Origin of the sequence: Synechococcus sp. CB0205 (assembly GCF_000179255.1) — a bacterium.
In the GTDB taxonomy this organism is placed as follows: Bacteria; Cyanobacteriota; Cyanobacteriia; order PCC-6307; family Cyanobiaceae; genus Vulcanococcus.
Genome location: NZ_ADXM01000022.1, coordinates 105,738 through 130,905 on the forward strand (window position 1 = coordinate 105,738; position 25,168 = coordinate 130,905).

Genomic DNA, 25,168 nt, shown 5'->3' on the forward strand with positions numbered 1-25,168 from the left:
TGGTTTCGTCGTTGGCTAGGGACGGAAGCTACCACGTGTGGGCGGCCGGAGAGGCTGGTTCCCACGGAGCGAAATCCTCTGAAAAACAGCCGTCGCGGATGGCCTGTCCCATCGCTGTGCTGAAGCGCACCAGTTGGGTGATGTTGTGCAGGCTCAAAAGAATCTTTCCGAGCAGTTCATCCGTTTTGATCAGATGGTGGAGGTAGGCGCGGCTGTGGACCGTGCAGGCCGGGCAGCTGCAGCTGGGATCCAGTGGGCTGTGGTCATGGCGGAAGCGGGCGTTTTTCAAGTTCCAGCGCTCGCCGCCCACCAGGGCCGCTCCGTGGCGTCCCAGGCGGGTGGGCAGCACGCAATCAAAGAGATCGAAGCCGTTGGCCACGGCGATGGCCATTTCGGGGAGGGTGCCAACGCCCATCAAGTAGTGGGGCTTGTCATCGGGCAGTAGGGGGCCGACCTGGCGCACGATCCGATGCATTTCCTCGGCGGGCTCGCCCACGCTCACGCCACCGACGGCGATGCCGGGCAGGCCCATGGCGCTGATGACGCGTGCCGATTCTTCGCGCAGGTGCGGGAAGCAGCCCCCCTGCACGATCCCGAACAGGGCCTGATCGTCCTTGGTGTGGCTCGTGATGCAGCGCTCCAGCCAGGCATGGGTGCGGCGGCAGGCGGTCTCCACCTCGCTTTCGGTGGCGGGATAGGGCGGGCACTGGTCAAAGGCCATTGCCACATCGGCCCCCAGGGCCATTTGGATCGCCATGGATCGCTCTGGAGTGAGATCGATCCGGGCCCCATCGCGAGGGGAGCGAAAGACCACGCCGCGGTCATTGATGGTGTTGATGTCTCCCAGGCTGAAGACCTGAAAGCCGCCGGAGTCGGTGAGCATTGGTCCGTCCCAGGCCATGAAGCGGTGCAAGCCGCCGCCATCCGCCACGATCTGCTCACCGGGTTGAAGGTGCAGGTGGAAGGTGTTGGAGAGCACCATCTCTGCCCCGGTCGCTTTGAGTTGCGCCGGCGTGACGCCCTTCACCGTGGCCAGCGTCCCCACGGGCATGAAGCGCGGGGTGGTGACGACGCCATGGGGGGTGTGAAAGCAGCCGCAACGGGCGGCGGTGCGCGTGCAGCGGGCCGTGATCTCGAAGTGGAAGCTCATCGAGGCGGCAGGATCATCTAGCCCCATCGTTGCTGGCCGCCTGCATGCTCAGGGATTGGGCTGGAGCTTGGATTTTTTACAGCGTCCTTCCGCTGCCGCCCGGGGTCACGCCGCGCTTTGAGCGCATTGCCCGCTTTGCCCCTTGGGTGGGTCTGGCGATTGGGCTGCTGGAGGCAGCGCTGTGGCAGCTGCTCGCGCCCGCGGGTCCGCTGGTCCAGATCCCCATGGTCTTAGCCCTGGGCATCAGTTTGAGCGGCGGGCTGCATCTCGATGGGCTGATGGATACGGCCGATGGCCTGGCCGCCCCTGCTGAACGCCGTCTGGAGGCCATGGACGACAGCCGGGTTGGGGCGAGCGGGGTCCAGGCGCTGTTGGTGGCTCTTTTGCTGCGCGCCGCGGCGTTGGCTTGGCTTGGCCCCCTGGCGCCTCTCGCCCTGGTCTGGGCTTCGATTTGGGCGCGGGTTTCACCGCTGTTTGCGATGCAGTGGTTTCCCTATCTGCGCCAGAGCGAGGGAACGGCGGCTTTTCACCTCCGCCATTGGCAGGGTCTGCTGGCTGAATTGATGCCCTCGTTGTTGTTGGCTTTTGCCCTCAGCGGCCTGCTGCTGGGACTCGGCCTCAGTCCATGGGCCGGGTTGGGCTGGCTCGGTGTGCTGCCGGCCATGTTGATTCCTTGGGTTTTGGGCCGGCGCTTGGGCGGTCACAGCGGCGACAGCTACGGAGCCTGCGTGGAGTGGAGCCTTAGTTGGATCCTGTTGCTGTTGGCCGTTTCGGCAGGCTGAGTTGGAAGGCATTGCCAGCGCTGGGCAGTTTGGGATCGAGACCGGAGGGCGGCACCCGTAGCTCCAGTGCACCGCCGATGCGTTCCGCGAGGTCCCGGCCGAGCGCCAGCCCCAGACCGCTGCCGTCGAAGGCAAGGCCGGTGCTGCCCCGTTCCCCTTTGCGGAAGATCTGCTCCCGTTCGGCGCTGGGGATTTCGGGCCCTTCGTCCCAAACCGTCAGGACGAGCTGATCGCCCTGCTCCTGACAAACCAGGCCGACGCCGCCACCAGGGCGGCTGTAGCGGAAGGCGTTCTCCAGCAGGTTGGCCACGATTTCGGAGACGGCTGCGGCATTGCACGCTTGCGTCGGAAGCTCTCCAGGTGGCACCCAGCGCCGGCCTTGCAGGGCGGCGGTTCCAGCGGCGCGCTCCAGCAAGGGCTCCAGCACTTGGTTGAGGGAGTGCAGGTCCTCACTGCTGAAGGCTGGCGGCAGCAGCAGTGGTTGCAGGCCGTCTTGGGCGGGGGGCAGCAGCGGAGTTTGGGTGAGTTGATCGATCGCTTCGAGATAGCGATTGATCTGGTGCTGCTCGCTCAGCAGGTTGTCCACCAACGCTTGATTGGCGCTATCGCCCTCGAGTCGACGCCTGAGCAGTTGTCCAAAGGTGCGCAGGGCCGCCAGGGGATTGCGCAGTTGATGGACCAGCAGCTTGAGCTGGTCGTCCCGCAGGGCCAGTTGACGGCCAAGTCGTTGTTGCTCCAGATCGAGCTTGAGCGCTTCGGTGAGGCAGAGCGCTGTTGCTTCCAGCCGATCACTCAGGGGCGTGGGCCAGGGCCAGCAGTCGGTGTCGATTCGCAGGGCTCCAAGTAGGAGCGGCCCATCTCGCAGGGCGAGCCAACGGCGCGTGCTGCGCTCGTCTGGCGACGGCCTACTGGCATCGCTTTCGAGGGCCAAGACTTGCTTGGGCCAGCCGCCAATCGAGAGCAGGGAGGGTTCTCCAGTGGCGCTGGGTAGGGCCACGTACACCACCAATGACCGCAGATCAGGACGATCCGCGAATTGGGCAAGTTGCTGTTTCAGCAGCGCGAGAAACCGCTTGGAGACTTGCATCTAGGCGGCGTTCTGGTGGTGGTCCACGGCCTTAAACGGAACTTTTTTCGGAGACTTGGTTCAAATCCGAGAAAAAGTCTTAAGATTTTGGGTATCGACCAATACCGAGCGGCCTGACGCAGGCAGCACGGCGATGGCTTCTGCCTTTGCTTGCAACTTTGTTGCATCGAGGTTACAGCAGGAGAGACACGTCTCTTTGCTGGTTGAACGCCAACGCTCGCTTTGCTGTCAGTTTGGGCTGTCAGACGTTTGGGCGTTGTTGAAGGTCTCTTGCCTTCGTCTCTTCGTCCCCTCCGCCCTTCGGGGTTCCTGAACCATGTCCAAAAAGCGCAAGCGCATCAGCCGCCGCCGGCTTGCTGGCCAGCGAGTCCTGGCCCATGTCGGTGTTCACAACATCGAGACCGGTGAATACAAGCCTGTGACGGCTGCCCGTCGCTACATCGCCGAGTCAGGGATCGTTCCTCCCGCTCTGGTGAACGTGCGTCGTAACGAGCACACCACGGACCGCTTCTTCTGGGGCGAAAAAGGTCTGTTTAGTGCCCAATACGCTGAGGAGAATCACTTCCTCTTCCCTTCCCTGCGAGAGATCGTCGATCGCATTGGCGAGGACAACCTCTTTGCTGGTCTCGAGGCGATGGCCGCCGACGACTGGGAAGAAATGGAAGAGTACGAATACGCCTTCGTCTGATTCTCAGACTCTGCTTTCAGAAGGGCATCAGCCGGCCTCCCGATGGGGCCGGCTTTTTTGTTGCTCACTCAGGCAGGCCTTGGCTGGGCGCGATCCGCTCAGTGATGAAGCGTTTGAGCTCAGGGAAGAGCGATTCACCGATGCCATGGCCGCCGTCAAAGGCCAGCAGTTGCGCTGACTGTCCGCTGGCTTGGAGTTGCTGCAGCAGTTCTTCGCTGGCCATGAACGGCACCACCGGATCCTGGCGGCCATGGGTCAGGAGCACGGGGGGGCAGGCAGGCGGAGCTTGCCTGCCTTGATGGGGGTAGCCGCTGCAGGCGACGATGCCGGCCAAGGGCAGTGCTGTGCCGACATCAAGGGCCATGGCTGCTCCCTGGGAGAACCCCAGCAGCACGGTCCGCTCGAGGGGGACGCTCTCGGCGAGGGCGAGAAGCCGGGCACGGAGCTTGGAGCGTGCTGCGGGCAGGGCGTCCCAATCGATGGGCTGCAGGTCGTACCACTGCCGTCCGCTCCCATAGGGGTGGGGCTCTGGCGCCCGCAGGGCGACAACGCTGGTCTCTGGGTTGACGAGCAGTTCCCCGAGATCCAGTAGGTCATCGGCATCGGCTCCCCAGCCGTGCAGCAGAACGAGTCGCTGTTGCGCGTTCTCAGGCCCGAGTTGGAGCTGGTCGGGATGGCTGGTCATGGGCGGATCCGGGAGCTGCTCCTGCGTAGGTTGGACCTTCTGCCGACCTCTGCATCGCCATGGCGCCCACGGCCCTGCTCAGCGTGTCCAATAAGGAAGGACTGGTGCCCTTGGCCCAGGGGCTGTTGGCGGCTGGTTATCAGCTGATTTCAAGCGGCGGTACGGCCGCGGCGTTTTCGGCCGCTGGGGTTCCGGTGACCAAGGTCGCTGAGCACACCGGTGCCCCCGAGATCCTTGGGGGACGCGTGAAAACCCTGCACCCCCGGATTCACGGCGGAATCCTGGCAAAGCGCTCGGACTCCTCCCACCAGAGTGATCTGGTCGACCAGGGCATTGCCCCGATCGATGTGGTCGTGGTCAATCTCTATCCCTTCCGCGAGACGATTGCTCGGCCCGATGTCAGCTGGGACGCGGCGATTGAGAACATCGACATCGGCGGGCCAGCGATGGTGCGCGCAGCTGCCAAGAACCATGCGGACGTGGCGGTCCTGACCAGTCCGGCGCAATATCCCACGTTTCTGAAGGCCCTGGCAGCTGGAGCGATTAGCCCTGAGCTGCGGCGTCAGCTGGCCCTGGAAGCCTTCAGTCACACCGCTGAGTACGACACCGCCATCAGCCAGTGGCTGAGTGCGCAGCTGGCATCCCAGAGCGCCGGCACGTTCAGCCTGGAGTTGCCCGCGCGCCAAAGCCTGCGCTACGGCGAAAATCCCCACCAAAGCGCCACCTGGTACGCCCAGCCTGGGGCTGGTCTGGGTGCTGGCGAGCAGCTCCAGGGCAAGGAGCTCAGCTACAACAACATCCTCGATCTCGAGGCTGCCCTCGCCACGGTGCGCGAGTTCGGCTACGGCGGACAGCCTGCGGGGGGTAACGCCTTTAAGCCTGCGGCGGTCGTGGTCAAGCACACCAATCCCTGCGGCGTGGCCACTGGGACAGGCAGCGCCAATGCGATTGAGCGAGCACTCGATGCCGATCGCCTCTCGGCGTTTGGCGGCATTGTTGCGATCAATGGTCCCGTCGATGGGGCCACCGCAGGGCATTTGACCAGCCTGTTCCTAGAGTGCGTGGTTGCGCCCTCCTTTGATCCGGAAGCCCGCGAGCTGCTCTCGGCGAAGGCCAATTTGCGTTTGCTCGAGCTGGCACCGGAGGCGATTGAGCGGGCCAGCCGGCAACAACTCCGCAGCATCCTGGGTGGACTGCTAGTGCAGGACCTGGACGATCAGCCCGTCGACGAGACCGCTTGGCAGGTCGTCAGCAAGCGTCAGCCCAGCCCCCAAGAACTGGCGGATTTGGCCTTCTGTTGGCGCTTGGTGCGTCACGTGCGCTCCAACGCCATCACCGTTGCCCGTGGCGGTCAAAGCCTCGGCATCGGCGCCGGTCAGATGAACCGCGTGGGTTCGGCCAAGATTGCCCTGGAGACCGCTGGGGACAAGGCCCGTGGAGCCGTACTGGCCAGCGATGGCTTCTTCCCCTTCGATGACACCGTTCGCTTGGCGGCCCAGTACGGCATCACGGCCGTGATTCAGCCCGGGGGCAGCGTCCGCGACGCGGACTCGATTGCCGCCTGCGACGAGTTGGGCCTGGCGATGGTCACCACGGGCCGCCGCCATTTCCTGCACTGATCTAGCGTCGCGCGGTCCGTCCACCACGCCAGCGCTCCATGCCGGAAGCTCTCGCCTTCAATCTCAACTTCCTGCACCCGCTGGCCATGTGGGGCCTGCTGGCCCTGAGCGGCTACGCGATGTTCCTTGGCATCAAGGCCAAGAAAACGCGTACCGCTGATGCCGAAGCGCGTAAGACCCTGATCAAGGGGCAGTTCGCGAAACGCCATTACCTCTATGGCAGTGCCGTCTTGGCGGTGATGGTGCTGGGCACTTTTGGCGGCATGGCCGTCACCTACTTGAACAACGGCAAGCTGTTCGTCGGCCCTCACCTGCTTGTGGGCATCGCCATGACCTGCGGACTCGCGATGGCGGCTGCCCTGTCCCCGCTGATGCAGCAGGGCAATCTGATCGCCCGCAAGCTGCACGTGATGCTGAACATGGGTGTCTTCACCCTGTTTCTTTGGCAAGCCGTGAGCGGCATGCAGATCCTCAACAAGATCTGGGAAAACCGCCCCGCTTGATCAGAACTGGGCCCGCCGTCTTGGCGGGCAGTCCAGCCCATGGGTGGCGTGGAAGTCCTCTTGGACTTTCCAGGTCAGGCGCCTGGAGATTTGGCGCACGATCTGACGCAGTAGATGGTCTCCGCTGCTCTGAACCAGGCTCTCGGGCAGGAGGCCAATCACCGCCGGGAGCTTGATCCAGACGCTGAGGTCTAGTTCCCAGCGCACATCGGTCTGGGGGATCTCGGCGTTTTGCTCTTCCAGGCGGAGGGCTGCATTGAACTCCACGTCATACAGGTCCCGCAGGCCCGGTTGGAACTGCTCGGGCGGCACTGTGCAAATGCGGTAGACCCCTTGACTTTGAGGCAGGAGCTCAAGGCCAATCGTCGGTTCCACTTCGAAGCCAAAGTTGCCGAAGCGGCCGAGGGTGAGCCGATAGCCGTTTTGTCCCAGGCTGTTGACCTCCATGGGCGCCGCGCAGCGGCGGAACCAACCTTCGTGGCGATCGAGGTAGGCCGCCACGGTTTTGGCGGGGGCCCGCATCTCCATCACATCAGCGAACTGGCTGCTGTAGCAGCGCACCCGCGTGTCCTCACTGCGCCGTAGGGGCAGGTCGCTGGCGTCGACCTCAGGTTCTGGTGTGGTCACCGATGAGATCAACGCAGAAGGCTCTGTTGGAGGGCCTGGCTGTGGGTCAGATGAATCAATGTAAAGCGCGCTCGGGGCCCGGCTCTGCAGCGTCTGTGACAGCTCGACTAGGCGTCGGCTAAGGCCATTAAGCGGCTAATCACATCCTCTACAACGCGATCGGGAGTGGAGGCGCCGGAGGTGATGCCCACCCGCAGCGGACCGCTAGGGAGGAAGGGCTCAACGACCTCCAGCTCGGTCCCCAGGGGCTTGTGCTCAATTCGGTTGCTGGGGCCAATGCGCTCAGGGGTGTCGATGTGGAACGAGCGAATCCCGCGCGTGATGGCGATCTCCTGCAGGTGGGTGGTGTTGGAGGAGTTGTAGCCGCCAATGACCACCATCAGATCGAGGGGCTCATCCACCAGGGCGAACATCGCGTCCTGTCGCTCCTGGGTGGCATCGCAGATGGTGTTGAAGGCCAGGAAGTGGTCGTTGAGCTCAGCGGGACCAAAGCGCTTGAGCATCGTGCGCTCGAACAAGCGACCGATTTCTTCGGTTTCGCTCTTGAGCATGGTGGTCTGGTTCGCCACGCCGACGCGAGCGAGATCCCGGTCGGGATCAAAGCCCGGTGAGCAGGCATTAGAGAAGCGCTCCATAAACGCCTGACGTTGCTCCGCGCTGGGGCTTGCTCCACCGCTGCTGGCGAGGATGTAATCGCAGACCAGCTGTGCTTCGGCCAGATCGAGCACCACTAGGTAGGTGCCGGCAAAGGAGCTGGTGGCGAGGGTCTCCTCGTGCTTCACCTTGCCGTGAATGATCGAGGTGATGTCGTGCTTCTTGTGCTTCTCCACGGTGTTCCACACCTTGGAGACCCAGGGGCAGGTGGTGTCGACGATGTGGCAGCCCCGCTCGTTGAGCAGTTGCATCTCCTGGACGGTCGCGCCAAAGGCGGGAAGGATCACCACATCCCCACTGGCGACCTTGGAGAAGTCTTTGACTCCGTTCTCAACGTCGATGAACAGCACGTCCATCTCCCGCAGGTGATCGTTCACCGAGGGGTTGTGAATGATCTCGTTCGTGATCCAGATCCGCTCAGTTGGATAGTGCTTGCGGGTTTCGTAGGCCATGGCCACAGCCCGCTCGACCCCCCAGCAGAAACCGAAGGCTTCGGCCAACTTCACCTGAAGTCGACCATGTTTGAGCTCGTATCCGTTTTCACGGATGCTGGCGATCAGATTGCTTTGGTAAGCCTGCTCAAGGCTGCCGGCCACCTCTTCCCCCAGACCAAAGCCGCGGCGGTTGTAGCGATCTGAGTGATGCAGCGATCGCTTAAACGCGCGGGTATCCACAACGGCTGGCTCGAGGTCCCTAACTCTATGAGCCCTCGCTCTGGGCTTGGACGCTGGCCATTCCAAGCCAGTTGATGTGCGTTGCACTGAAGCTGTAGCGGCAGGGCAGGACTTCCACGCCTGCCTCTAGAGCTTCTCGGAAGAGTTCGCCGTAGCGCGGGTCGGCTTGATCGCCGGGGGCGAAGCGCCCGAGATCGGAGCGGCTCAGGCAGGGCACCAGCACTGCCCGGGCCTCTGGGAGGACCCCCATCAGCTCCTGCAGGTGTTTCTGCCCCCGTTCTGTCACCGTGTCTGGGAAGAGCGCTAGATCGCCGTCGCACCAGGTGGTGTTTTTGACCTCGAGGTAAATCGGTCGCGGGTCCTCCGCCCCCTCTGCTGGGCTGAGCAGCAGGTCAATGCGGCTGCGGCGATTGAGGCCATAGGCCACCTCCGCGCGGATGCTCTCGATCGGACCCAGCCAGGGTTCAAGGCAGCCGGTCTCGATCGTGGCGCGCACCAGTCGGTTGGGCAGGGCCGTATTGATCCCGACCCAGACCGGCTTGCCGCCGGCACCGGGCACCTCGGCCTGCTCCCAGGTCCAGGCGAGCTTGCGGGTCGGTGATGGGGCGTAGCGCAGCCGGACTCGCCCGCCGACGTGCAGCACGCCGGTCATCGGTCCGGTGTTGGCGCAGTGGGCCGTGACGACCTCGCCGCTGCTCAGCTGTACATCCGCGAGAAAGCGCTTGTAGCGCTTGAGCAGGACCCCCTCATGCAGGTCCTCCAGTGCCAGGACTGGCAGGGAAGTGGCAGCTGGCATGCAGAGCGGCAAGAATCGCCCGAGTTTGGGCCCTGCGGCGCCTCGATGAGCCAATCCAACCGCTCACTGCGGCGAATCGCCCTCATCGTGGCGGTCGCAACGGCCCTCAGCAAATTGGCTGGCCTGGTGCGCCAGCAGGCCATCGCCGCTGCCTTTGGCGTGGGGGCGGCCTACGACGCCTACAACTACGCCTATGTGCTCCCGGGCTTTCTGTTGATCCTGCTCGGAGGGATTAACGGCCCGTTCCACAGCGCCATGGTCAGCGCCTTGGCCCGTCGTCCCCGCGAAGAAGGTGCCCATGTCCTCGCCGCCATCAACACCCTGGTCGGTGCGGCGCTGATTGGCGTCACCCTGCTGTTGTTTGTGGCTGCTGATCCGCTCATCGACCTGGTGGGTCCGGGGCTGGATGCCGAGCGCCATGCGATCGCGGTGCTGGAGCTGCGTTGGATGGCGCCGATGGCGCTGTTCGCCGGCTTGATTGGGCTGGGTTTTGGGGCCCTGAACGCCGCCGATGAGTTCTGGCTGCCCTCGGTCAGTCCCCTGCTCTCCAGCGTGGCGGTGATCGCCGGCCTGGGGATTCTGTGGTTGCACCTGGGTTCCGACATTGCTCTTCCCCAGTACGCCTTCCTGGGCGGTGCGGTCTTGGCAGGAACGACCCTGCTGGGGGCCATCTTTCAGTGGTTGATTCAGCTGCCGGCCCTTGCCAAGCAGGGGCTGAACAAATTCCAGCTGGTCTGGGATTGGAAGCACCCTGGCGTTCAGGAGGTGCTGCAGGTCATGGGTCCGGCCACCCTCTCATCGGGGATGTTGCAGATCAACGTCTTTACCGATCTCTTCTTTGCCTCAGGGATCGTCGGTGCGGCGGCGGGTTTGGGATACGCGAACCTACTGGTGCAGACCCCTTTGGGTCTGCTCTCCAATGCGCTGCTGGTGCCGCTTCTGCCGGTCTTTGCCCGGCTAACCGCCCCTGGGGATCGCCCGGAGCTGATCGCTCGGATTCGACAGGGCTTGATGCTCTCCAATGCCTCGATGCTCCCGCTTGGGGCGCTCATGGTGGCTTTGGCGGGACCCATCGTCGCGTTGGTCTACGAGCGCGGCGCCTTCAACGCAGGAGCGGCGGCCCTGGTGGGTGGGTTGTTGATGGCCTATGGCGTGGGGATGCCGGCCTATCTGGGGCGGGACGTGCTGGTGCGTGTTTTTTATGCCCTCGGCGATGGCACGACCCCGTTTCGCTTCTCGATGGCGGGGATCGCGCTGAATGCCCTGTTCGATTGGGTCCTGGTGGGTGGCCCGACGCCCTGGGGGCTGCAGCTGCCCGCGTTGAACTTCGGGGCGCCTGGGCTGGTGCTCGCCACGGTTGGCGTGAATCTGATCACCTGCTTTGGTTTGCTGTTGGCCCTGCAGCGCCGCGTTCCAGGGATGCCGCTCGCCAACTGGGCACGGGACAGCGTGCTCTTGCTGGCGGCCGCTCTGGTGGCTGGTTTGATCGCTTGGGCGACGGCCCAGGCAATCGCCTGGCCCCAGGATCTGCTCGGCTTAGTGCTGCAGTGCAGCTTCAGCGGTGGCCTGGGCCTTTTGGCTTATGGCTTGATTGCAGGCGGCGCGAAGGTGCCTGAGGCCCTAGAGATCGGCCGTCAGCTGCGTGCCCGTCTGCCCGGCCGAGGTTAGAGCTCGACGACCCGCTCCTCGCGGACTTGGATCGGTAGCTCCAGGTGGCTTTTGCCGACCATCGCTGGACCATCGACGGAGTAGATGCGGGCTTCGATGCCGAAGTCGCGAAAGGCCGTTTCCATTTCTTGGATCAAGGCTTTCTCGACCTGGGCCTCCGCATCGACGACTTTGCCGATCAAACGGCTGCCCAGACGACCGATGCGCTGACGCACCACCTCGCGAGCGTTGGTGACCTCGATGACCAGCACTGGGCCCTGGCAGGTGGGAGCAACCCTAACTGTGGTTCTCCAGCAGATCCTCCAGGTCCTGCAGTTGTCCGGCCGGGACCAGGCGGGCCAGGGGAAGCTTGCTGCTCCCGCCACCAATCGGCACTTGCACGGCTTCGAGGGACTGCCGTGCGCAGACACCGGCGCCTTGATCGAGCCTGGCGGCGCATTCAATGGCAAGGGTTTCGGCGAGGCCAGCGTCTCCGAGGTAGAGATGCCAGCCTCCGATTTGGATGTAGAGGCGATCGGCAATCGCGAGTTGAAGGTCGCGGATCTCGCCAGGGGAGAGGGCCATGCCAGCCGAGCTCAGAGCTGCGCTCAGGATGACGCCTTCGGACGTTGCGCGGCCACGCTGATCAGGTGGGCCATCAACAGCACGGCCCAGGTGCTGGTGAGCCAGTTGAGGTGGCTCCAGGGGTGCCGCATTTCCTGGACAAACCAGAGGCCGCTGTTGAGGGCGGCAAAGACCATGCCGTGCAGCACCAGATTCACGATCCGGTTGAAGTGCCGGTAGGTGGGGTCCTCAGGGTTGGCAGGGCCATACCAACGGATCGGCATGTCTGGGCGGCTCCTCGTTGACTCCAGTCTGGTCGGTTGACGTGTGGGCCCTCGATGTGGGCAGAATGTTGCAAGCGCAGGCGCTTGTAGCTCAGCGGATTAGAGCATCTGACTACGGATCAGAGGGTCGGGAGTTCGAATCTCTCCAGGCGCGCCTTCAAAGAGTCGTCCTTCGGGGCGACTTTTTTATTGGCGAGGCACCGGCCAGCGTGCAGTGCTGCGGTTTCTTACGATTCAGGTCAACCTGAGCCCTGGTTTGTCATGGCGGAGTCCACCGCAGCAGCCACCAATCGCCCCTTGGCTGCCAGCGATCCCGCCATCGCTGCCCTGATTGGCAAGGAGCTGCAGCGTCAGCAGACCCACCTGGAGCTGATCGCCTCGGAGAACTTCGCCTCCCAGGCTGTGATGGAAGCCCAGGGCTCTGTTCTCACGAATAAGTACGCCGAAGGTCTGCCCTCGAAGCGCTACTACGGCGGTTGCGAGCACGTCGATGCGATCGAAGAGCTGGCGATTGAGCGGGCCAAGGAGCTCTTTGGAGCGGCCTGGGCAAATGTCCAGCCCCACAGCGGTGCTCAGGCCAACTTCGCGGTGTTCCTGGCGCTGTTGAAGCCCGGCGACACGATCATGGGGATGGACCTGAGCCATGGCGGTCACCTGACCCACGGTTCACCGGTCAACGTCAGTGGCAAGTGGTTCAACGTTGTCCAGTACGGCGTCGATGAGACCACCCAGCAGCTCAACTTCGAGTCCATTCGCAAGCTGGCGCTCGAGCACAAGCCCAAGCTGATCGTCTGCGGCTACTCCGCTTATCCCCGCACGATCGACTTCCAGGCCTTCCGCGCCATCGCCGATGAGGTCGGCGCTTACCTGCTGGCTGACATGGCCCACATCGCGGGTCTGGTGGCTGCGGGCGTGCACCCCAACCCCGTGCCCGTCTGTGATGTGGTCACCACCACCACCCACAAGACCCTGCGCGGTCCCCGCGGCGGCCTGATCCTTTGCCGCGATGCGGAGTTCGCCAAGCAGTTCGATAAAGCCGTCTTCCCCGGCAGCCAGGGCGGCCCCCTGGAGCACGTGATTGCGGCCAAGGCGGTGGCCTTTGGTGAGGCCCTGCAGCCCAGCTTCAAGGCCTATGCCAAACAGGTGGTTGCCAACGCTCAAGCCCTGGCGGCTCGCATCAAAGAGCGCGGCATTGACGTGGTGAGTGCGGGCACCGACAACCACATCGTCCTGTTGGATCTGCGGGGCATCGGCATGACCGGCAAGGTCGCCGACCTCCTCGTGAGCGATGTGCACATCACGGCCAACAAGAACACCGTTCCCTTTGACCCCCAGTCCCCCTTCGTGACCAGTGGTCTGCGGTTGGGAACGGCCGCATGCACCACCCGCGGCTTCGACGAAGAGGCCTTCCGTGAGGTGGCCGATGTGATCGCCGATCGCCTGCTGAATCCCGAGGACTCCGGCATCGAGGAGCGTTGCCGCCAGCGCGTCGCTGCACTGTGTGAGCGCTTCCCCCTCTACGCCCACCAGCGCGAGCTGCAGCCCGCTTGAGCGACTGGCCCCTCAGGGGTGCCTTGGCTATCGCCGAACTCCCAGGCCCTGCTTAAGCTTTGGCTGGCAGGGCCTTTTGTTTGGGCTACTGCGCACTGCATTGAGCACCGCCTTCGATGATTTCCAGCCGGCCGGATCTTGCCGCTGTTCTGGCCTTCGGAAGCGCTGCACTGCTGACCGCCTTGATCGTCCCTCTGGTGCGGCAACTCGGGCTGCGCTGGGGCCTGATTGACCAGCCTGACCCCAGAAAGCAGCACACCACGCCGATGGTGCGCCTGGGGGGTGTTGGCATCGTTTCCGGCTTTGTGCTCGGGCTGCTCTTGATCTGGCGTCTGGGTGGCTTTGTGGAGCTGCCGCCTCAGCGGGATGCACTGATTTGGACCACCCTGGCCGGTTCCCTTTGCTACTTCGTCATTGGCTTGGCCGATGACCTGTTTGCCTTGCCCCCGTTGCCCCGCCTCGCAGGTCAGGTCGCTGTGGCCATGGCGGTTTGGAGCCAAGGCGTTCGTATTGGTGCCATCGACCTGCCCTTCGCAGGCAGTGCAGGGGTCATTCCCCTCTCTGAACCGCTGAGCTTGCTGTTCACCGTGATCTGGCTTGTGGGGATCACCAACGCCATCAACTGGCTCGATGGCTTGGATGGCCTGGCCGCCGGTGTTAGCGGCATTGCAGCGGTTGCCTTGCTTTCGGTGAGCTACAGCCTCTCTCAGCCGGCCCCTGGTCTGCTGGCCGCGGCATTGGCTGGAAGTTGCCTCGGCTTCCTGCGCCACAACTTCAATCCAGCCAAGATTTTTATGGGCGATGGCGGCTCCTATTTCTTGGGCTTTGCCTTGGCCGCCATCAGCATCATTGGCCCGGCAAAGGGTTTGACCAGCGTCAGCCTGCTGTTCCCCTTATTGATCCTGGCGTTGCCGCTGGCGGACATGTCCGCCGTGATCATGGGCCGGGTGAGCGAGGGGCACTCCCCCTTCTATCCCGATCGCCGCCACCTGCATCACCGCTTGCTCAGGGCGGGCTTCAGCCATCGCCGCACGGTGCTGTTGATCTATGCCTTCACCCAGTGGCTGGCGGCTCTGGCTTTGGTCTTTGCCGGGGCGGAACTGCGTTTCCTTTGGTTGACGTTGGCCACCGCGGTCTTGATTGCGGCGGTGACGATCTGCCGCCGCAGCTTGAGCCGTGAGCGGGCCCAGCAGGACCAGGGCGTTGACGGCTGAGCTCCTCTGCATCGGCAGCGAATTGCTGCTGGGCAACATCACCAACGGCAATGCCCGCTGGATTGCGGAGCAATTGGCAGCCCTTGGGGTGCCCCACCAACGCCAGATGGTGGTGGGGGATAACCGAGAGCGCTTAATGGCTGAGGTGCGGCAGGCGGCTGGGCGGTGCCGCGTCTTGATCACCACCGGGGGGCTGGGTCCCACCCCCGATGACCTCACAACGGAGGCCATCGCCGCTGCTTTTGGGACCCCCTTGGTGGAGCATCCCGAGATCTGGGCCGAGATCCAGGCACGCCTGTCTGCTCGCGGCCGAATCTGCTCCCCGAGCAACCGCCGCCAGGCCTTTTTGCCCAAGGGTGCTGCCGTGCTGCCGAACCCCACCGGAACGGCCCCGGGAATGATCTGGAGCCCAGTTCCAGGCTTCACGGTCCTGACCTTCCCGGGCGTTCCCAGTGAGATGAAGGCGATGTGGCAGCAGACCGCGGCCCCCTGGCTGCGTCAGTCCGGCTTGGCCGCGGGGGTCTTTGCCAGCCGGATGCTGCGGTTCTGGGGGGTCTCGGAATCAGCCTTGGCGGAGGAGATGGCGGATCTGCTTGAGCAGGCCAACCCGACCGTGGCCCCCTATGCCGGTGCCGGGGAGGTTAAGTTGCGCATCACGGCCAGGGCCGAGCATCAGGCGGATGCTGAAGCCCTGCTTCTGCCCGTGGAGCGCGAGATCCGACGCCGCACCGGGCAGAGCTGTTTTGGTGTGGATGAGCAGAGCCTGGCTGAGGTTGTTCTGCAACAGCTGCGGCTGCGGGGGCAGACGGTCGCTGTTGCCGAGAGTTGCACCGGTGGTGGATTGGGCGCGGCCTTGGCCGCTGTTTCTGGGGCGTCTGATGTGTTCCTGGGTGGGGTGATTGCCTATGCCAATGGCGTGAAGCAGGGACTGTTGGGCGTTCCGGCGGAGCTGTTGCAGGCCCACGGTGCCGTGAGTGATCCGGTCGCGCAGGCGATGGCGGAAGGAGCGCGGCGCGCAACGGGTGCTGATTGGGGGCTGGCGATTACCGGTGTGGCTGGACCCGGTGGTGGCAGCGACGAGAAACCCGTGGGCTTGGTGCATCTGGCGATCGCGGGTCCGGATGGCTGCAGCAGCGAGGGGGTGCGCTTCGGTACAAGTCGCGGGCGGACCTGGATTCAGACCCTCAGCGCCGGTGAGGCCCTCAACCGATTGAGGCTGCAGTTGGCCTGAGTAGGCTCGTCGATTCCGCTGCAGGCATCGGCGTGAGCTCCGGCACCCTCTACGACAAGGTTTGGGATCTACATCAGGTCTCCCAACTGCCGGGTGGGGCCACCCAGCTTTTTATCGGCCTGCATCTGATCCACGAGGTCACCAGTCCCCAGGCCTTTGCTGGTTTGAAGGACTTGGGCCTGGCGGTGCGGCACCCCGAGCGCACGGTCGCCACGGTGGATCACATCGTTCCGACCACCTCCCAGGCGCGCCCCTTTGCCGATCCCCTGGCGGAGGAAATGTTGGCGACCCTCGAGGCCAACTGCGCCGAGCACGGCATCACCCTGCACGGCATCGGCAGCGGTCGCCAAGGGATCGTGCACGTGATTGCACCCGAGCTGGGTTTGACCCAGCCGGGCATGACCGTGGCCTGCGGCGACTCCCACACCTCCACCCACGGGGCCTTCGGCGCGATTGCGTTTGGCATCGGCACCAGTCAGGTGCGTGATGTGCTGGCGAGCCAGAGCCTGGCGATGGGCAAGCTCAAGGTCCGCCGAATCTGGGTGGATGGTCAGCTGCAGCGTGGGGTCTACGCCAAGGACCTGGTGTTGCATGTCATCCGCACCCTGGGGGTGAAGGGTGGTGTGGGCTACGCCTATGAATTCGCCGGTCCAGCGATTGAGGCCCTCTCGATGGAGGAGCGCATGACCCTCTGCAACATGGCGATTGAGGGCGGCGCCCGTTGCGGTTACGTCAATCCCGACCAAGTCACCTTCGACTACCTCGAGGGCCGGCCCTTCGCTCCGAGCGGTGAGGCCTGGGCTGAGGCGGTGCGCTGGTGGAGTGGCTTGGCCAGCGGCAGCGACGCGGTCTTTGACGATGAAGTGCGCTTTGACGCAGCCTCCATTGCTCCGACGGTCACCTGGGGCATCACCCCGGGCCAAGGGATCGGGGTCGACGAGGCCGTGCCTACCCTCGAGCAGACCGAGCCCGATGAGCGGCCCCTGGCGGAAGAGGCCTACCGCTACATGGATTTGCAACCCGGCGCCCCGATCGCCGGTTTGCCCGTGGATATTTGCTTCATCGGCAGCTGCACCAATGGCCGCTTGAGCGATCTTCAGGCCGCGGCAGCGGTGGCGAAGGGACGCCACGTGGCAGAAGGGATCAAGGCCTTTGTGGTCCCCGGCAGCGAGCAGGTGGCGGCCGCCGCTGAGGCTGAAGGTCTCGACAAGGTCTTTGAAGCGGCGGGCTTTGAGTGGCGCGAGCCGGGCTGCTCGATGTGTCTGGCCATGAACCCTGATCGTTTGGAAGGTCGCCAGATCAGCGCCAGCTCTAGCAACCGCAACTTCAAGGGACGTCAGGGCTCTGCCAGTGGCCGCACCCTGCTGATGAGCCCAGCGATGGTGGCCGCGGCAGCCATTCATGGCTGCGTCAGTGATGTGCGCGCGTTGCTCAACGCCTGATTGCTCGCGTTTTTCTTCTCAACCGATGGCTAGCTCCACTTCGTTCCCCTCCGGTTCAATCGGCCGCGTCTCTGGCACCAGCGTTGTGGTGCGCGGCGATGACATCGACACCGACCGGATCATTCCTGCCCGTTTCCTCAAGTGCGTCACCTTTGATGCCCTCGGGCCCGCGGCCTTCGCTGATGACCGCGCTGAGTTGGCCGGTGCCCATCCCTTTGATCGCCCGGAGCATCAAGAGGCCTCCGTGCTGCTGGTGAACCGCAATTTCGGCTGTGGCTCCAGCCGCGAGCATGCCCCTCAGGCCTTGATGCGTTGGGGCATTCGGGCCGTGGTCGGCGAGAGCTTCGCTGAGATCTTCTACGGGAACTGTTTGGCGCTGGGGATCCCCTGTCTCTCAGCCGACCACGACACCATGCTGGCCATTCAGGCCGTCGCTGAATCCAATGCGGCCGCTTCGTTTGTCGTTGATGTTGAGGCCTTGACGCTCTCGTGCGGCGACCAGCAGTGGGCGTTGACCTTGGCGGCGGGTCCCAAGCAGATGCTGCTGAGCGGCCAGTGGGATGCCACGGGCCAGTTGCTGGCCAATGACGACGCACTCAAGGCCACGGCCCAGCGCCTTCCCTATCTGCGTCAGTTCCAAGCCGCCTGATCCGTGGCGGACAGTTGCTCCACTGTCTATGAATGAGATAGCGGCGTAGGGGCCATGGCGAGCGATTGGCTGAGGGGCGGATCGCTCGCTCTAGTGCTCGCTTTCATTGGCGGTCCTGGCGCCGGGCGATCTGCTCCCTTGACAGTGGAGCCGTTTCCGGCGGCGCCGGCGCTCGTTGCTCCGGCTTGGTCTGACTGCCGAGGCTGTGATCTGCGCGGGGCGGACCTGAGTGGATTGATGCTGAACGGCATCGATCTGCGTGAAGCGGATCTGCGCGGGGCTGACCTAAGGGGCAGCAACTTGGAGGGGGCTGACCTCAGTGGAGCCAACTTGGAGGCTGCACGGCTGCAGGAGACCCGGCTGAGCAATGCGGATCTATCGAGAGCCAACTTGAGCAGCGCCGATTTGAGCGGAGCTGTGATGATTCAGGCCCTGACCCCTGGGCTGAAGCTCGATCAGGCCATCCTTGTCGGTGTTGATTTCACCGGCAGCCAGGTGATGGTCGGCGGTGAACTGCTGGATGGACCCAGCCCGTTGCCGGCGTTACCGCCTCAATAGAGGCCCTGGCGTTGTTTGGTGAAATCGGTTGGGGTGTAAGGCACAAATGGCAGGCCCGTCCCCCTGTAGTTGAAGTCGTTCAGCTTCACGCGAACGCCACCGACCTGCTCGTAGGGGCTGTAGTAGATGGCGAATTCGTAGCCGCGGCGCTGCCAGATCAGCTCAGCGAAGGATCCGGTGATGTCGCCGTAGTAGCCCGAATTGCCATCGACGTTGAAGCCGATACCACCGCTGAAGAGCAATGGACCAAAGAGCTGTTGCTTCCAGCCGAAGGCCAGGGTGGCGAGGTCGACATTGCGATCAAAGCTGAAGGGGCTTTGTCCTTGCTGGAGGCTGCCGCCGCCTGAGATGGAGATCTCGGTGAAGTCGAAGAAGTTTTTCTCAAGCCGGCCCAAGGTGAGCGTCGGACCGCCGGTCAGGGTGATGGTGTTTTGGCTTGTTCCGTCGCCGTAGTAGTCGAGCCGGACGTTGGTGTTGGTGTTGAGCCGAAGTCCGGGCTCGATCGGACGGGGAGTGTTTTGGGTGGTCCTGGGGTTGTCCCGATCCCCCGCTTTGCCTCGCCAGAGCTGCAAGCTGCTGTTCACAGCCCCATAGAAACTGCCCCGGGTGCTGTCGATCAGGTTGGAGGTCTCGAATTCGGTGCCTTGGAAATTGCCGAAGGCTGCGCGCCAGTAATAGTTGTGGTTGATCTTTCCCCAGGGCCTTAGCTCACCTTTTTTCTCAAGAGATGCCCCCAACGCGGAATACACATCCTGTTGGCCTAGGGAGCCATTGTAGGTTTTGTAGCGATAGGCCCCGAAGAGTCGTGTGGTGTAAGTTCCGCCTCCAATGAATCCGAGTTTCGGGATGAAGATCTCCCTGGAGAAATCGCCCCAGCTCCTAGTCCCGTTGGCGATGTTTTGGGGATTTAGTGTTGGCAGGCTGACGGTAAAGTCGCTCGTTGAGTAGCCAAATATGGATCCTTTTAGTTTGATGAGTGCGCCAAACAAATCGCCAATCTGAGCGGGTTGTGATCCTGTAGGACCGCCAATGGGATCTCCGGGGAGAACGAAGCTATTGACCTGCCCATTCAGAGCTCGAGCCACCATGAACTGAGGCTGTAGCTCAAGTCTCAAGGACTGCTGATCGACTTGAATCCCGTTTGCTTTCTTAAAGCTCTTTGCTTTGACGAGCTCAATCGGTTTGAGGTTGTAGCCGAAGTAGATGCCGCTGCGATCCACGCCGTCATCCGCAATGACCCAAGGGTTATCGGCGGGTTGATCCTTTTCGAGGACGATGTTCTTCCGCATCGGAATCGGAAGACGGTTTTCAAGAATCAAGCGACTGCGCTTGGCGCTGATCTTGGTGCGTTCATCGCTTTCTTGAACAGCGACGACGCTCTCGAGATCGATCCAGGATTGCGCTGGCGTGAACGGGTCGTTGCTGAAGGCGGCGCGATTTGCGGTCCATCCCTTCGGCGTGATCCAGATGCGGGCCGCCTGAAAGCGCCAGCGACTGATGAAGCCTTCAATCAGTTTTTGATCCCCATTGGGGTTCGCCAACTGACTTGGCTCAACCGTGCCGAATTCCTCCTCTTCTTCGGCGCGGCTGGCGAACTGTGTTCCCGCGCGCCGCTCCACTTTCAAGCTGCGGACGTAGTAGAGGTCGCTCACGCGCTGATCGACTGTGGCTTCGATCGCCTTGTGCCGTTCCGCCTCGAGTTCCGCGGCTGGGACAGTCGAAAGGGCTGGCACTGCAGGGGGTTGGCTAGCACTGGTGGCCTGGGAGGGCATGGCCTCAGCTACGGCGTTCAGCTGATCGGCCAGGGGCTTCATGTCCTCTTCGGCCTCTGGGCTTGGTGCGCCAGAACAGCCGGCCGCCGGAGGCATCAGCGGCGCAATCCGCGGCGGCTGGGATTGGCCGTAGCGGTAGCGAACCCCGACGAGATACGCGTTGCTGCCTTCGCTGACGCCGCTGTAGGTGCCGTAGGCACCAGAACGGTGATGCAGGCGGCCGACCACGGACCACTGGGGTTTGACCAGGGCCTCGACTTCAAAGCCCAAGTAATTGAGGAAGGTCTGATAGTTCTCGCGGAAAGTCTGCTCGTAGAGGCTGTTGCTTGTGAGAAGGCTCACGCCTTCGAAGAAACCCAGACTCAGCCAGGGCTGCAGCCATGCCCGTAGACCCAGGGCTGCAGTGAACTCCCCAAAGGTTTGGGGGGGAGCGGAGCAAAGGGTTCGCTGTTGTTGAACTCCCCGCCGGGCTGCCAGCTGGTCTTGTGCAGCAGGGCGTTGGAGTCAAATTCCAGGGCCAGGGGACCCGCATCGACCAGGCGTTTGTTGAAGTTCAGGCCCCAGACGTTTTCTGGGCGCCAGCGCCCGTTGAAGGTGAAGGAGTCGCCGAAGTTGGCATCGATCGCTTGTCCGTAACCCCAGGCCGTGAGGGCAAGGGGATAGGGATGCCAATCCGGAACGGGCGGGATCAGTGGCGCGCAGGCCATCGACTGAGCCGCAGGAGCAACAGCAATCGGTGGAACGCGCCACTCCGCGAGGTCCGGGCGCTCCGGTAGACCCAGGAGTTGTTCGGGGCTGGTGACTCCGTTGAGGGCTAACCCCGGCAGCAGTGATTCGCCGGATCTTTCGAGCGGCGATTGAGTCAGCGCCAGCTCAGCCGTGCTGGCTTGGTTGCTCCAGTCGGCACTGACCAGAATCTCTCCGCGGGGGCCTTTGCGAATCAGCTCTGGCGTTGCTGTTCCAAACGTCGCTTTCTCGTAGGGGCTGGAGGTTGGCCAGTAGCTCAGCGAGGGCAGAGCGACGGAGGGGTAGGCCTTGAGATCGAAGTCGACCTCACTGGTGTCGAAATCAAGGACGCCATAGACCGCATCGGCATCGCCGCTGTTCTCGATCAGGCTGTAACGCAGGCTGTTGGCCTGGAAGTACTGCTCACCGCGCTGGAAGCGAACGCGCCCGCTCAGCAGCAGGGTGCGTGTTGCGGTCTCGTATTCCAGCCGATCCGCCAGAACCCGGCCCCCGGCCAGGTCAATTTGGACATCGCCTCGCGCGACGAAACGGTTGATGCGTTGATCAAAGCCCTGCTCGTTGGCGAGCAGCTTGATCACCACAGGTGGGGACTGATCAGCGCTGGCCTGGGTGAGCACTGAAACAGGGGTGACCGCTGCCGGCTCTGCCGCCCAGGCAGCACCCAAGGGGACCAGGCTCGTGGCGGCAATGGAACATGCAGAAACCCCTTGGATCAGTCTCTTCCGGAGCTGAGTCACCAAGGGGTCGCGTAAGGCCGCGATCTTGCCACGGCTAACTGGTCAAAAAGGCCGAGGTGGTGCCGGTTGCTCAGCCCACCTGAGGATCACTCCTCCAGGTCTTTGCGGCTGGGCGTCCGGCTGGGATCGCTGGCCAGAAAGCCGAAAACGAAGATCCCGATAAAGAAGAAAACGACCGAGTAAACCGAGATCTTGAGGGCAAGCATGGGTCTGTCCGGCGGGTGACAGGGAGTGACAAGCGCCAAATGGGCCCTGAACGAGCCGGCGGCAGCCGCATCATCCTATGGGTCGTGAACGCGTTGACCGATGTCAGAGGGGCCAGAGGGCGCTGTTCGCTCCTGGATTGAAACGTTTCAGGCACAAACCCGTTGGGACCTGCTGCCGCTCTGGAGCGTGCAGGCGCCTGACGGAGACAGCGTTTTGGCCCTGGATGACCCCTGGGGTGCATACCACCGCCCCGACTGGCATCAACGTGGATTGCTGAGCTGGCCGCGCGGCGGGCGATGGATCAGCCTGCGCCTGCAGCTGGTCTGCCCTGAGTCCTGGCAAGTGGCTCAGCGCAGTGATCGGCGTGCCCGTCTGGCCCTCTGTTGGTGGGCCGATGCCGTGGAGCTATGGGCTGATGGGGCCTTGGTGCACCAGGGCGACCTGTTCGACAGCGCCTGCCGCTGGGCCCTGCCGTCCCCTTGGTGGGAAGGCCAGCCGTTGCAGCTGGAGCTGCGGCTGCGCTCCCCGCTGCATGACGACGGGGCCTTGATTCACAGCCGGCTCGAGCAGGAGCCAACGGATCTCTCGGACCCCACTGGGGTGTTGGCGGCCCAAGCTCTGTCTCTGGGCGCCTCGCGTTTCTCTGGGGATGCCTTGGCAGCGTTGCAGCCAGAGCTCGAGAAGGGAGCCCTTCCCAACCTGTTGGCGCGGATGGCCCAGGCTCGCCCCCCGGGCGGTTTCCATCTCTTGGGCCACGCCCATTTGGATTTGGCCTGGCTCTGGCCGGTGGCGGACACCTGGCAGGCGGCGATTCGCACCTTCGATTCGGCCCTGACGTTGATGGAGCGTTTCCCAGAGCTCCACTTCGCCCACTCCACCCCGGCGCTCTACGCCTGGATGGAGCAGCACCGTCCGGCGCTCTTTGCCCGGCTGCAAGCGGCCGCGGCACAGGGTCGTTTTGAGCCGGTCAATGGCCCCTGGGTGGAAACCGATTGCGTCTTGGTTGGGGTCCCCTCGTTGCTGCGGCAGTTTGAGGAGGGGCAGGCCTACAGCCACAGCCGCTTCCCCCAGTGGACGCATGAGCTCTGTTGGTTGCCCGACAGTTTTGGCTTCGCAGCCGGGCTTCCTGCCATCGCCCAGCTGAGCGGAGTGCGTTGGTTCTGCACCCATAAGTTGGCCTGGAACAGCAGCAACCCTTTCCCCCATCGCCTGTTTCGCTGGCGCAGTGCCGATGGCTCGGAGCTGTTGGCCCTGGCTACGGCTCCCATCGGTACGGGCGGCGATCCCCAGGGGATGGAGACCTACCGCCAGCAGTGGCAGGCGGCGACTGGTGTTGATCAGGCCCTATGGCTCCCGGGGGTTGGCGACCACGGCGGTGGCCCAACCGCCGAGATGCTGGAGCAGCTGGCCCTCTGGCAGCAGCAGCCCGTGGCCTGCCCCCAGCAGCACGGAACCCTGCGCAGATATCTCGAGGGACTGGAGCCCCTGGCTAGCCGATTGCCGGTCTGGCGAGACGAGCTCTACCTCGAACTGCACCGCGGCTGTGCAACCACCCGCCCGGATCAAAAGCGCCATAACCGCACCCTCGAGCGCTTGCTTCGGGAGCTCGATTGGGTGCAGGCCCTGCTGCACCTCCGCGGCAGCGAGCAGCCCGGTGCGGACTGGCGAACGCTGCTGTTTCAGCAGTTCCACGACATCCTTCCAGGCACCTCAATTCCTGAGGTGTTTGAGCAGGCGGAACCGCAGTGGCGCCAAGCGCGGCGCTTGGCAGCCCGTCAGCGCGATCACGGGCTGCAGGCGCTGCTGCCCGCGCGCGGCGGAGCTGAACCTTGGTGGCTGGTGCAACTCCAGCCCCAGCCTGCGGAGCGGGTCACCCTGCGCCTGCCCGCTGGCGCCTGGTGCATCGAGGGGGCCCCGGAGCAGCTCCCCAGTCAGGGGCGTCCAGCCGGTGGGACATGGGTTCAGCTCCCCTTGGACTCGGCTGTTCAGGCGGTTCCTCTGGAGCGCGCGGATGGGCTGCCGCAGGCCGCGGCAGCAATCACAGACCCGGTTGTGTGCGAGGCGAGCGCTGGGCACTGGCGCCTGGACAACGGATTGGTGCGCGTCGAGATCGGGGCGGACGGCGTTCAGCAGCTCTGGGGAGCCGATGGTGTGCCCGAGCTCTCGGGCCCTTTGCAATGGCGCCGTTGGAGCGATCAGGGCGAGTTTTGGGATGCCTGGGACATTGCGGCGGACTACCGCGAGCAGCCACTGCCTTTGACTTGGCAGGGAGCACCGGAACTGGTGGAGCAGGGGCCGCTCTGTTGCCGCTTTGTCGTCCGCGGCCGCTGCGGCCAAAGCACGCTTCGACTCGACATTCAGCTGCGGGCCGCCTCGCCGTATCTGGAGCTGGCGTTGTCGGTCGATTGGCGCCAGCGCCATGAGCTGTTGCGGCTGGAATTGCCCTTGGCGCAGGTTGCTCAGCGCTATGCCGCAGATACCTCTGCGGGGGTGCTTGAGCGGCCGGCCCAGGCCCTGACGGCCAGGGAGCAGGCACGCTGGGAAGTGACGGCCATCAGTTGGCTGGCCAGTCAGGCGAAGGCCGGAGCGGGTGGTCTGGCGGTGTTGCTGGATGGGCCCCAGGGCGTCTCCGCCACCCCCGATCAGCTGGGGGTGTCCTTGCTCAGAGCACCCACATGGCCTGACCCCTCGGCCGATAACGGACACCAACGGCTTCGGCTCGCGTTGGTCCCTTGTGCAGCCGGGTGGGCGTCGGCCGGGGTGCCTCGTTTGGCGCAGCGTTTTCGAGAACCGCTATGGATTCGCCCGGCCCAAAAGGCGGCCCAGCAGGCGGAGGTCTTCGCTCCGATCGACTTGATGGAGTGCATGGGTCCAGCCAATCCCCAGATCCGCGTGCTCAGCTGCAGGCCCGGCTCAACCCCAGGTCAGCTGGCGCTGCGGCTGCAGAACCTCAGCCCTCAGCGACAGAGTTGGACTCTGGACTCGCCACGGCGTTGGCGCCGGGGGAATGCTGAGACCTGGCAGAGCGGAGCTCTTGTGCTCAAGCCCTGGCAGGTCGTCGCGTTAGAGCTGGTTTAGTCGTCGTGGTCGTCAAAGGGGTCGCTGAGCTGCTTCGACGGAGGACCAAAGGCGGTGTAGATCCCGAAGCCGGTGAGGCCCAGCAGCACAGCCAAGACGGCCAGTGCCACGGACATGGCTGGGGAGGTGGTTTCCATCACAACTCTCGACGGGGCCAGCCGCTCAGGCGGCCAGGCCCCTTACAGTAACGAGACCTACTCCTTGCCAGAGAGCACAGCCCGA

The 25,168-nt window shown here is 63.9% G+C and carries 25 protein-coding genes and 1 tRNA gene; 13 read left to right on the forward strand and 13 right to left on the reverse strand.

Features of this window, described 5'->3' with window-relative positions; translation table 11 throughout:
* Positions 1-28: 28 nt before the first annotated feature.
* Positions 29-1,150, reverse strand: a complete 1,122-nt coding sequence (gene tgt, locus CB0205_RS0103680; RefSeq protein ID WP_043705370.1) for a tRNA guanosine(34) transglycosylase Tgt — start codon at positions 1,148-1,150, stop codon at positions 29-31.
* Between the two features lie 44 nt (positions 1,151-1,194).
* On the opposite strand from tgt, the gene CB0205_RS0103685 reads away from it, so the two are divergent.
* Complete coding sequence (locus tag CB0205_RS0103685) at positions 1,195-1,932, forward strand: adenosylcobinamide-GDP ribazoletransferase (protein WP_043705372.1); 738 nt, start codon at positions 1,195-1,197, stop codon at positions 1,930-1,932.
* Here CB0205_RS0103685 and CB0205_RS0103690 read toward each other — a convergent pair.
* Positions 1,892-3,019 (reverse strand): sensor histidine kinase KdpD, encoded by a 1,128-nt coding sequence (locus tag CB0205_RS0103690; RefSeq protein ID WP_010314466.1) that lies wholly within the window; start codon positions 3,017-3,019, stop codon positions 1,892-1,894. The genes CB0205_RS0103685 and CB0205_RS0103690 overlap by 41 nt on opposite strands.
* A gap of 316 nt (positions 3,020-3,335) precedes the next feature.
* Here CB0205_RS0103690 and CB0205_RS0103695 point away from each other — a divergent pair, with 316 nt between their 5' ends.
* Positions 3,336-3,707 carry a DUF3155 domain-containing protein gene (locus tag CB0205_RS0103695; RefSeq protein ID WP_010314468.1) on the forward strand — a complete coding sequence of 124 codons (372 nt, stop codon included), beginning with the start codon at positions 3,336-3,338 and terminating at the stop codon, positions 3,705-3,707.
* Between the two features lie 64 nt (positions 3,708-3,771).
* Here CB0205_RS0103695 and CB0205_RS0103700 read toward each other — a convergent pair whose 3' ends face one another.
* Positions 3,772-4,392 (reverse strand): alpha/beta hydrolase, encoded by a 621-nt coding sequence (locus CB0205_RS0103700; protein WP_010314470.1) that lies wholly within the window; start codon positions 4,390-4,392, stop codon positions 3,772-3,774.
* A gap of 59 nt (positions 4,393-4,451) precedes the next feature.
* Here CB0205_RS0103700 and purH point away from each other — a divergent pair, with 59 nt between their 5' ends.
* Both purH and CB0205_RS0103710 read left to right on the forward strand, forming a co-directional pair.
* Positions 4,452-6,011 (forward strand): bifunctional phosphoribosylaminoimidazolecarboxamide formyltransferase/IMP cyclohydrolase, encoded by a 1,560-nt coding sequence (purH, locus tag CB0205_RS0103705; protein WP_010314471.1) that lies wholly within the window; start codon positions 4,452-4,454, stop codon positions 6,009-6,011.
* A 38-nt stretch (positions 6,012-6,049) separates the two neighbouring features.
* Positions 6,050-6,514 (forward strand): DUF4079 domain-containing protein, encoded by a 465-nt coding sequence (locus CB0205_RS0103710; RefSeq protein WP_010314472.1) that lies wholly within the window; start codon positions 6,050-6,052, stop codon positions 6,512-6,514.
* Here CB0205_RS0103710 and CB0205_RS0103715 read toward each other — a convergent pair whose 3' ends face one another.
* From CB0205_RS0103715 to sfsA, 3 genes are all read right to left on the reverse strand, one after another.
* Complete coding sequence (locus CB0205_RS0103715) at positions 6,515-7,153, reverse strand: DUF1997 domain-containing protein (protein ID WP_010314473.1); 639 nt, start codon at positions 7,151-7,153, stop codon at positions 6,515-6,517.
* Between the two features lie 95 nt (positions 7,154-7,248).
* The gene (locus CB0205_RS0103720; RefSeq protein ID WP_010314474.1) at positions 7,249-8,469 is read right to left on the reverse strand and encodes a 4-hydroxy-3-methylbut-2-enyl diphosphate reductase; all 1,221 of its coding nucleotides are present in this window, start codon (positions 8,467-8,469) and stop codon (positions 7,249-7,251) included.
* A gap of 25 nt (positions 8,470-8,494) precedes the next feature.
* Positions 8,495-9,265 (reverse strand): DNA/RNA nuclease SfsA, encoded by a 771-nt coding sequence (sfsA, locus tag CB0205_RS0103725; protein ID WP_010314475.1) that lies wholly within the window; start codon positions 9,263-9,265, stop codon positions 8,495-8,497.
* Between the two features lie 45 nt (positions 9,266-9,310).
* Here sfsA and murJ point away from each other — a divergent pair, with 45 nt between their 5' ends.
* Positions 9,311-10,933, forward strand: coding sequence for a murein biosynthesis integral membrane protein MurJ (gene murJ, locus CB0205_RS0103730; RefSeq protein WP_029626094.1), 1,623 nt, complete (start codon positions 9,311-9,313; stop codon positions 10,931-10,933).
* Here the strand turns inward: murJ and CB0205_RS0103735 are convergent.
* From CB0205_RS0103735 to CB0205_RS0103745, 3 genes are read right to left on the reverse strand one after another with little or no spacing between them, the layout of a single operon-like run.
* Positions 10,930-11,184 (reverse strand): hypothetical protein, encoded by a 255-nt coding sequence (locus CB0205_RS0103735; protein ID WP_010314477.1) that lies wholly within the window; start codon positions 11,182-11,184, stop codon positions 10,930-10,932. The two genes, murJ and CB0205_RS0103735, sit on opposite strands and share 4 nt — an antisense overlap.
* A 25-nt stretch (positions 11,185-11,209) precedes the next feature.
* Complete coding sequence (locus tag CB0205_RS0103740) at positions 11,210-11,497, reverse strand: DUF3181 family protein (RefSeq protein ID WP_010314479.1); 288 nt, start codon at positions 11,495-11,497, stop codon at positions 11,210-11,212.
* Positions 11,498-11,520: 23 nt separating this feature from the next.
* Positions 11,521-11,760 (reverse strand): hypothetical protein, encoded by a 240-nt coding sequence (locus CB0205_RS0103745; RefSeq protein WP_010314480.1) that lies wholly within the window; start codon positions 11,758-11,760, stop codon positions 11,521-11,523.
* Positions 11,761-11,840: 80 nt separating this feature from the next.
* Here CB0205_RS0103745 and CB0205_RS0103750 point away from each other — a divergent pair.
* The 7 genes from CB0205_RS0103750 (at position 11,841) to CB0205_RS14225 (ending at position 18,405) form a co-directional block, all read left to right on the forward strand.
* Positions 11,841-11,914: transfer RNA gene (locus CB0205_RS0103750), tRNA-Arg, on the forward strand.
* A 107-nt stretch (positions 11,915-12,021) separates the two neighbouring features.
* The gene (gene glyA, locus CB0205_RS0103755) at positions 12,022-13,311 is read left to right on the forward strand and encodes a serine hydroxymethyltransferase (protein WP_010314481.1); all 1,290 of its coding nucleotides are present in this window, start codon (positions 12,022-12,024) and stop codon (positions 13,309-13,311) included.
* 116 nt (positions 13,312-13,427) lie between these two features.
* Positions 13,428-14,525, forward strand: a complete 1,098-nt coding sequence (locus CB0205_RS0103760) for a glycosyltransferase family 4 protein (RefSeq protein ID WP_010314482.1) — start codon at positions 13,428-13,430, stop codon at positions 14,523-14,525.
* Positions 14,515-15,756, forward strand: coding sequence for a competence/damage-inducible protein A (locus CB0205_RS0103765; protein ID WP_010314483.1), 1,242 nt, complete (start codon positions 14,515-14,517; stop codon positions 15,754-15,756). The genes CB0205_RS0103760 and CB0205_RS0103765 overlap by 11 nt, the downstream gene beginning before the upstream one ends.
* A 32-nt stretch (positions 15,757-15,788) precedes the next feature.
* Positions 15,789-17,198, forward strand: a complete 1,410-nt coding sequence (leuC, locus tag CB0205_RS0103770; protein ID WP_010314484.1) for a 3-isopropylmalate dehydratase large subunit — start codon at positions 15,789-15,791, stop codon at positions 17,196-17,198.
* A 25-nt stretch (positions 17,199-17,223) separates the two neighbouring features.
* Positions 17,224-17,847 carry a 3-isopropylmalate dehydratase small subunit gene (gene leuD / locus CB0205_RS0103775; protein ID WP_010314485.1) on the forward strand — a complete coding sequence of 208 codons (624 nt, stop codon included), beginning with the start codon at positions 17,224-17,226 and terminating at the stop codon, positions 17,845-17,847.
* A gap of 93 nt (positions 17,848-17,940) precedes the next feature.
* Entirely contained in the window at positions 17,941-18,405 is a 465-nt protein-coding gene (locus CB0205_RS14225; protein WP_232197226.1) for a pentapeptide repeat-containing protein, read from the forward strand.
* Here CB0205_RS14225 and CB0205_RS14230 read toward each other — a convergent pair.
* The 3 genes from CB0205_RS14230 to CB0205_RS0103790 form a co-directional block, all read right to left on the reverse strand.
* Positions 18,399-20,519, reverse strand: coding sequence for a DUF3769 domain-containing protein (locus tag CB0205_RS14230; RefSeq protein ID WP_050778419.1), 2,121 nt, complete (start codon positions 20,517-20,519; stop codon positions 18,399-18,401). The two genes, CB0205_RS14225 and CB0205_RS14230, sit on opposite strands and share 7 nt — an antisense overlap.
* Before the next feature lie 20 nt (positions 20,520-20,539).
* A complete protein-coding gene (locus CB0205_RS15040; protein WP_198001900.1) occupies positions 20,540-21,661 on the reverse strand; it encodes a hypothetical protein in 1,122 nt (373 codons plus the stop codon).
* An 86-nt stretch (positions 21,662-21,747) separates the two neighbouring features.
* The gene (locus CB0205_RS0103790; RefSeq protein WP_010312075.1) at positions 21,748-21,867 is read right to left on the reverse strand and encodes a photosystem II reaction center protein I; all 120 of its coding nucleotides are present in this window, start codon (positions 21,865-21,867) and stop codon (positions 21,748-21,750) included.
* A 100-nt stretch (positions 21,868-21,967) separates the two neighbouring features.
* On the opposite strand from CB0205_RS0103790, the gene CB0205_RS0103795 reads away from it, so the two are divergent.
* Complete coding sequence (locus CB0205_RS0103795) at positions 21,968-24,946, forward strand: alpha-mannosidase (protein WP_010314487.1); 2,979 nt, start codon at positions 21,968-21,970, stop codon at positions 24,944-24,946.
* Here CB0205_RS0103795 and psbN read toward each other — a convergent pair.
* A complete protein-coding gene (gene psbN, locus CB0205_RS0103800; RefSeq protein WP_010314488.1) occupies positions 24,943-25,083 on the reverse strand; it encodes a photosystem II reaction center protein PsbN in 141 nt (46 codons plus the stop codon). The genes CB0205_RS0103795 and psbN overlap by 4 nt on opposite strands.
* Positions 25,084-25,168 lie beyond the last annotated feature (85 nt).

Excerpts from the sequence above, each read along its gene's own strand:
- CB0205_RS0103685 (WP_043705372.1), top strand. The coding sequence starts at position 1,195 with ATGCTCAGGGATTGGGCTGGAGCTTGGATTTTTTACAGCGTCCTTCCG.
- leuD (WP_010314485.1), top strand. The coding sequence starts at position 17,224 with ATGGCTAGCTCCACTTCGTTCCCCTCCGGTTCAATCGGCCGCGTCTCT.
- psbN (WP_010314488.1), bottom strand. The coding sequence starts at position 25,083 with ATGGAAACCACCTCCCCAGCCATGTCCGTGGCACTGGCCGTCTTGGCT.
- CB0205_RS0103790 (WP_010312075.1), bottom strand. The coding sequence starts at position 21,867 with ATGCTTGCCCTCAAGATCTCGGTTTACTCGGTCGTTTTCTTCTTTATC.
- sfsA (WP_010314475.1), bottom strand. The coding sequence starts at position 9,265 with ATGCCAGCTGCCACTTCCCTGCCAGTCCTGGCACTGGAGGACCTGCAT.
- CB0205_RS0103745 (WP_010314480.1), bottom strand. The coding sequence starts at position 11,760 with ATGCCGATCCGTTGGTATGGCCCTGCCAACCCTGAGGACCCCACCTAC.
- CB0205_RS0103795 (WP_010314487.1), top strand. The coding sequence starts at position 21,968 with ATGTCAGAGGGGCCAGAGGGCGCTGTTCGCTCCTGGATTGAAACGTTT.
- tgt (WP_043705370.1), bottom strand. The coding sequence starts at position 1,150 with ATGAGCTTCCACTTCGAGATCACGGCCCGCTGCACGCGCACCGCCGCC.
- CB0205_RS0103760 (WP_010314482.1), top strand. The coding sequence starts at position 13,428 with ATGATTTCCAGCCGGCCGGATCTTGCCGCTGTTCTGGCCTTCGGAAGC.
- CB0205_RS0103700 (WP_010314470.1), bottom strand. The coding sequence starts at position 4,392 with ATGACCAGCCATCCCGACCAGCTCCAACTCGGGCCTGAGAACGCGCAA.
- CB0205_RS0103690 (WP_010314466.1), bottom strand. The coding sequence starts at position 3,019 with ATGCAAGTCTCCAAGCGGTTTCTCGCGCTGCTGAAACAGCAACTTGCC.
- CB0205_RS0103740 (WP_010314479.1), bottom strand. The coding sequence starts at position 11,497 with ATGGCCCTCTCCCCTGGCGAGATCCGCGACCTTCAACTCGCGATTGCC.
- CB0205_RS0103695 (WP_010314468.1), top strand. The coding sequence starts at position 3,336 with ATGTCCAAAAAGCGCAAGCGCATCAGCCGCCGCCGGCTTGCTGGCCAG.
- murJ (WP_029626094.1), top strand. The coding sequence starts at position 9,311 with ATGAGCCAATCCAACCGCTCACTGCGGCGAATCGCCCTCATCGTGGCG.
- glyA (WP_010314481.1), top strand. The coding sequence starts at position 12,022 with ATGGCGGAGTCCACCGCAGCAGCCACCAATCGCCCCTTGGCTGCCAGC.
- CB0205_RS0103710 (WP_010314472.1), top strand. The coding sequence starts at position 6,050 with ATGCCGGAAGCTCTCGCCTTCAATCTCAACTTCCTGCACCCGCTGGCC.
- purH (WP_010314471.1), top strand. The coding sequence starts at position 4,452 with ATGGCGCCCACGGCCCTGCTCAGCGTGTCCAATAAGGAAGGACTGGTG.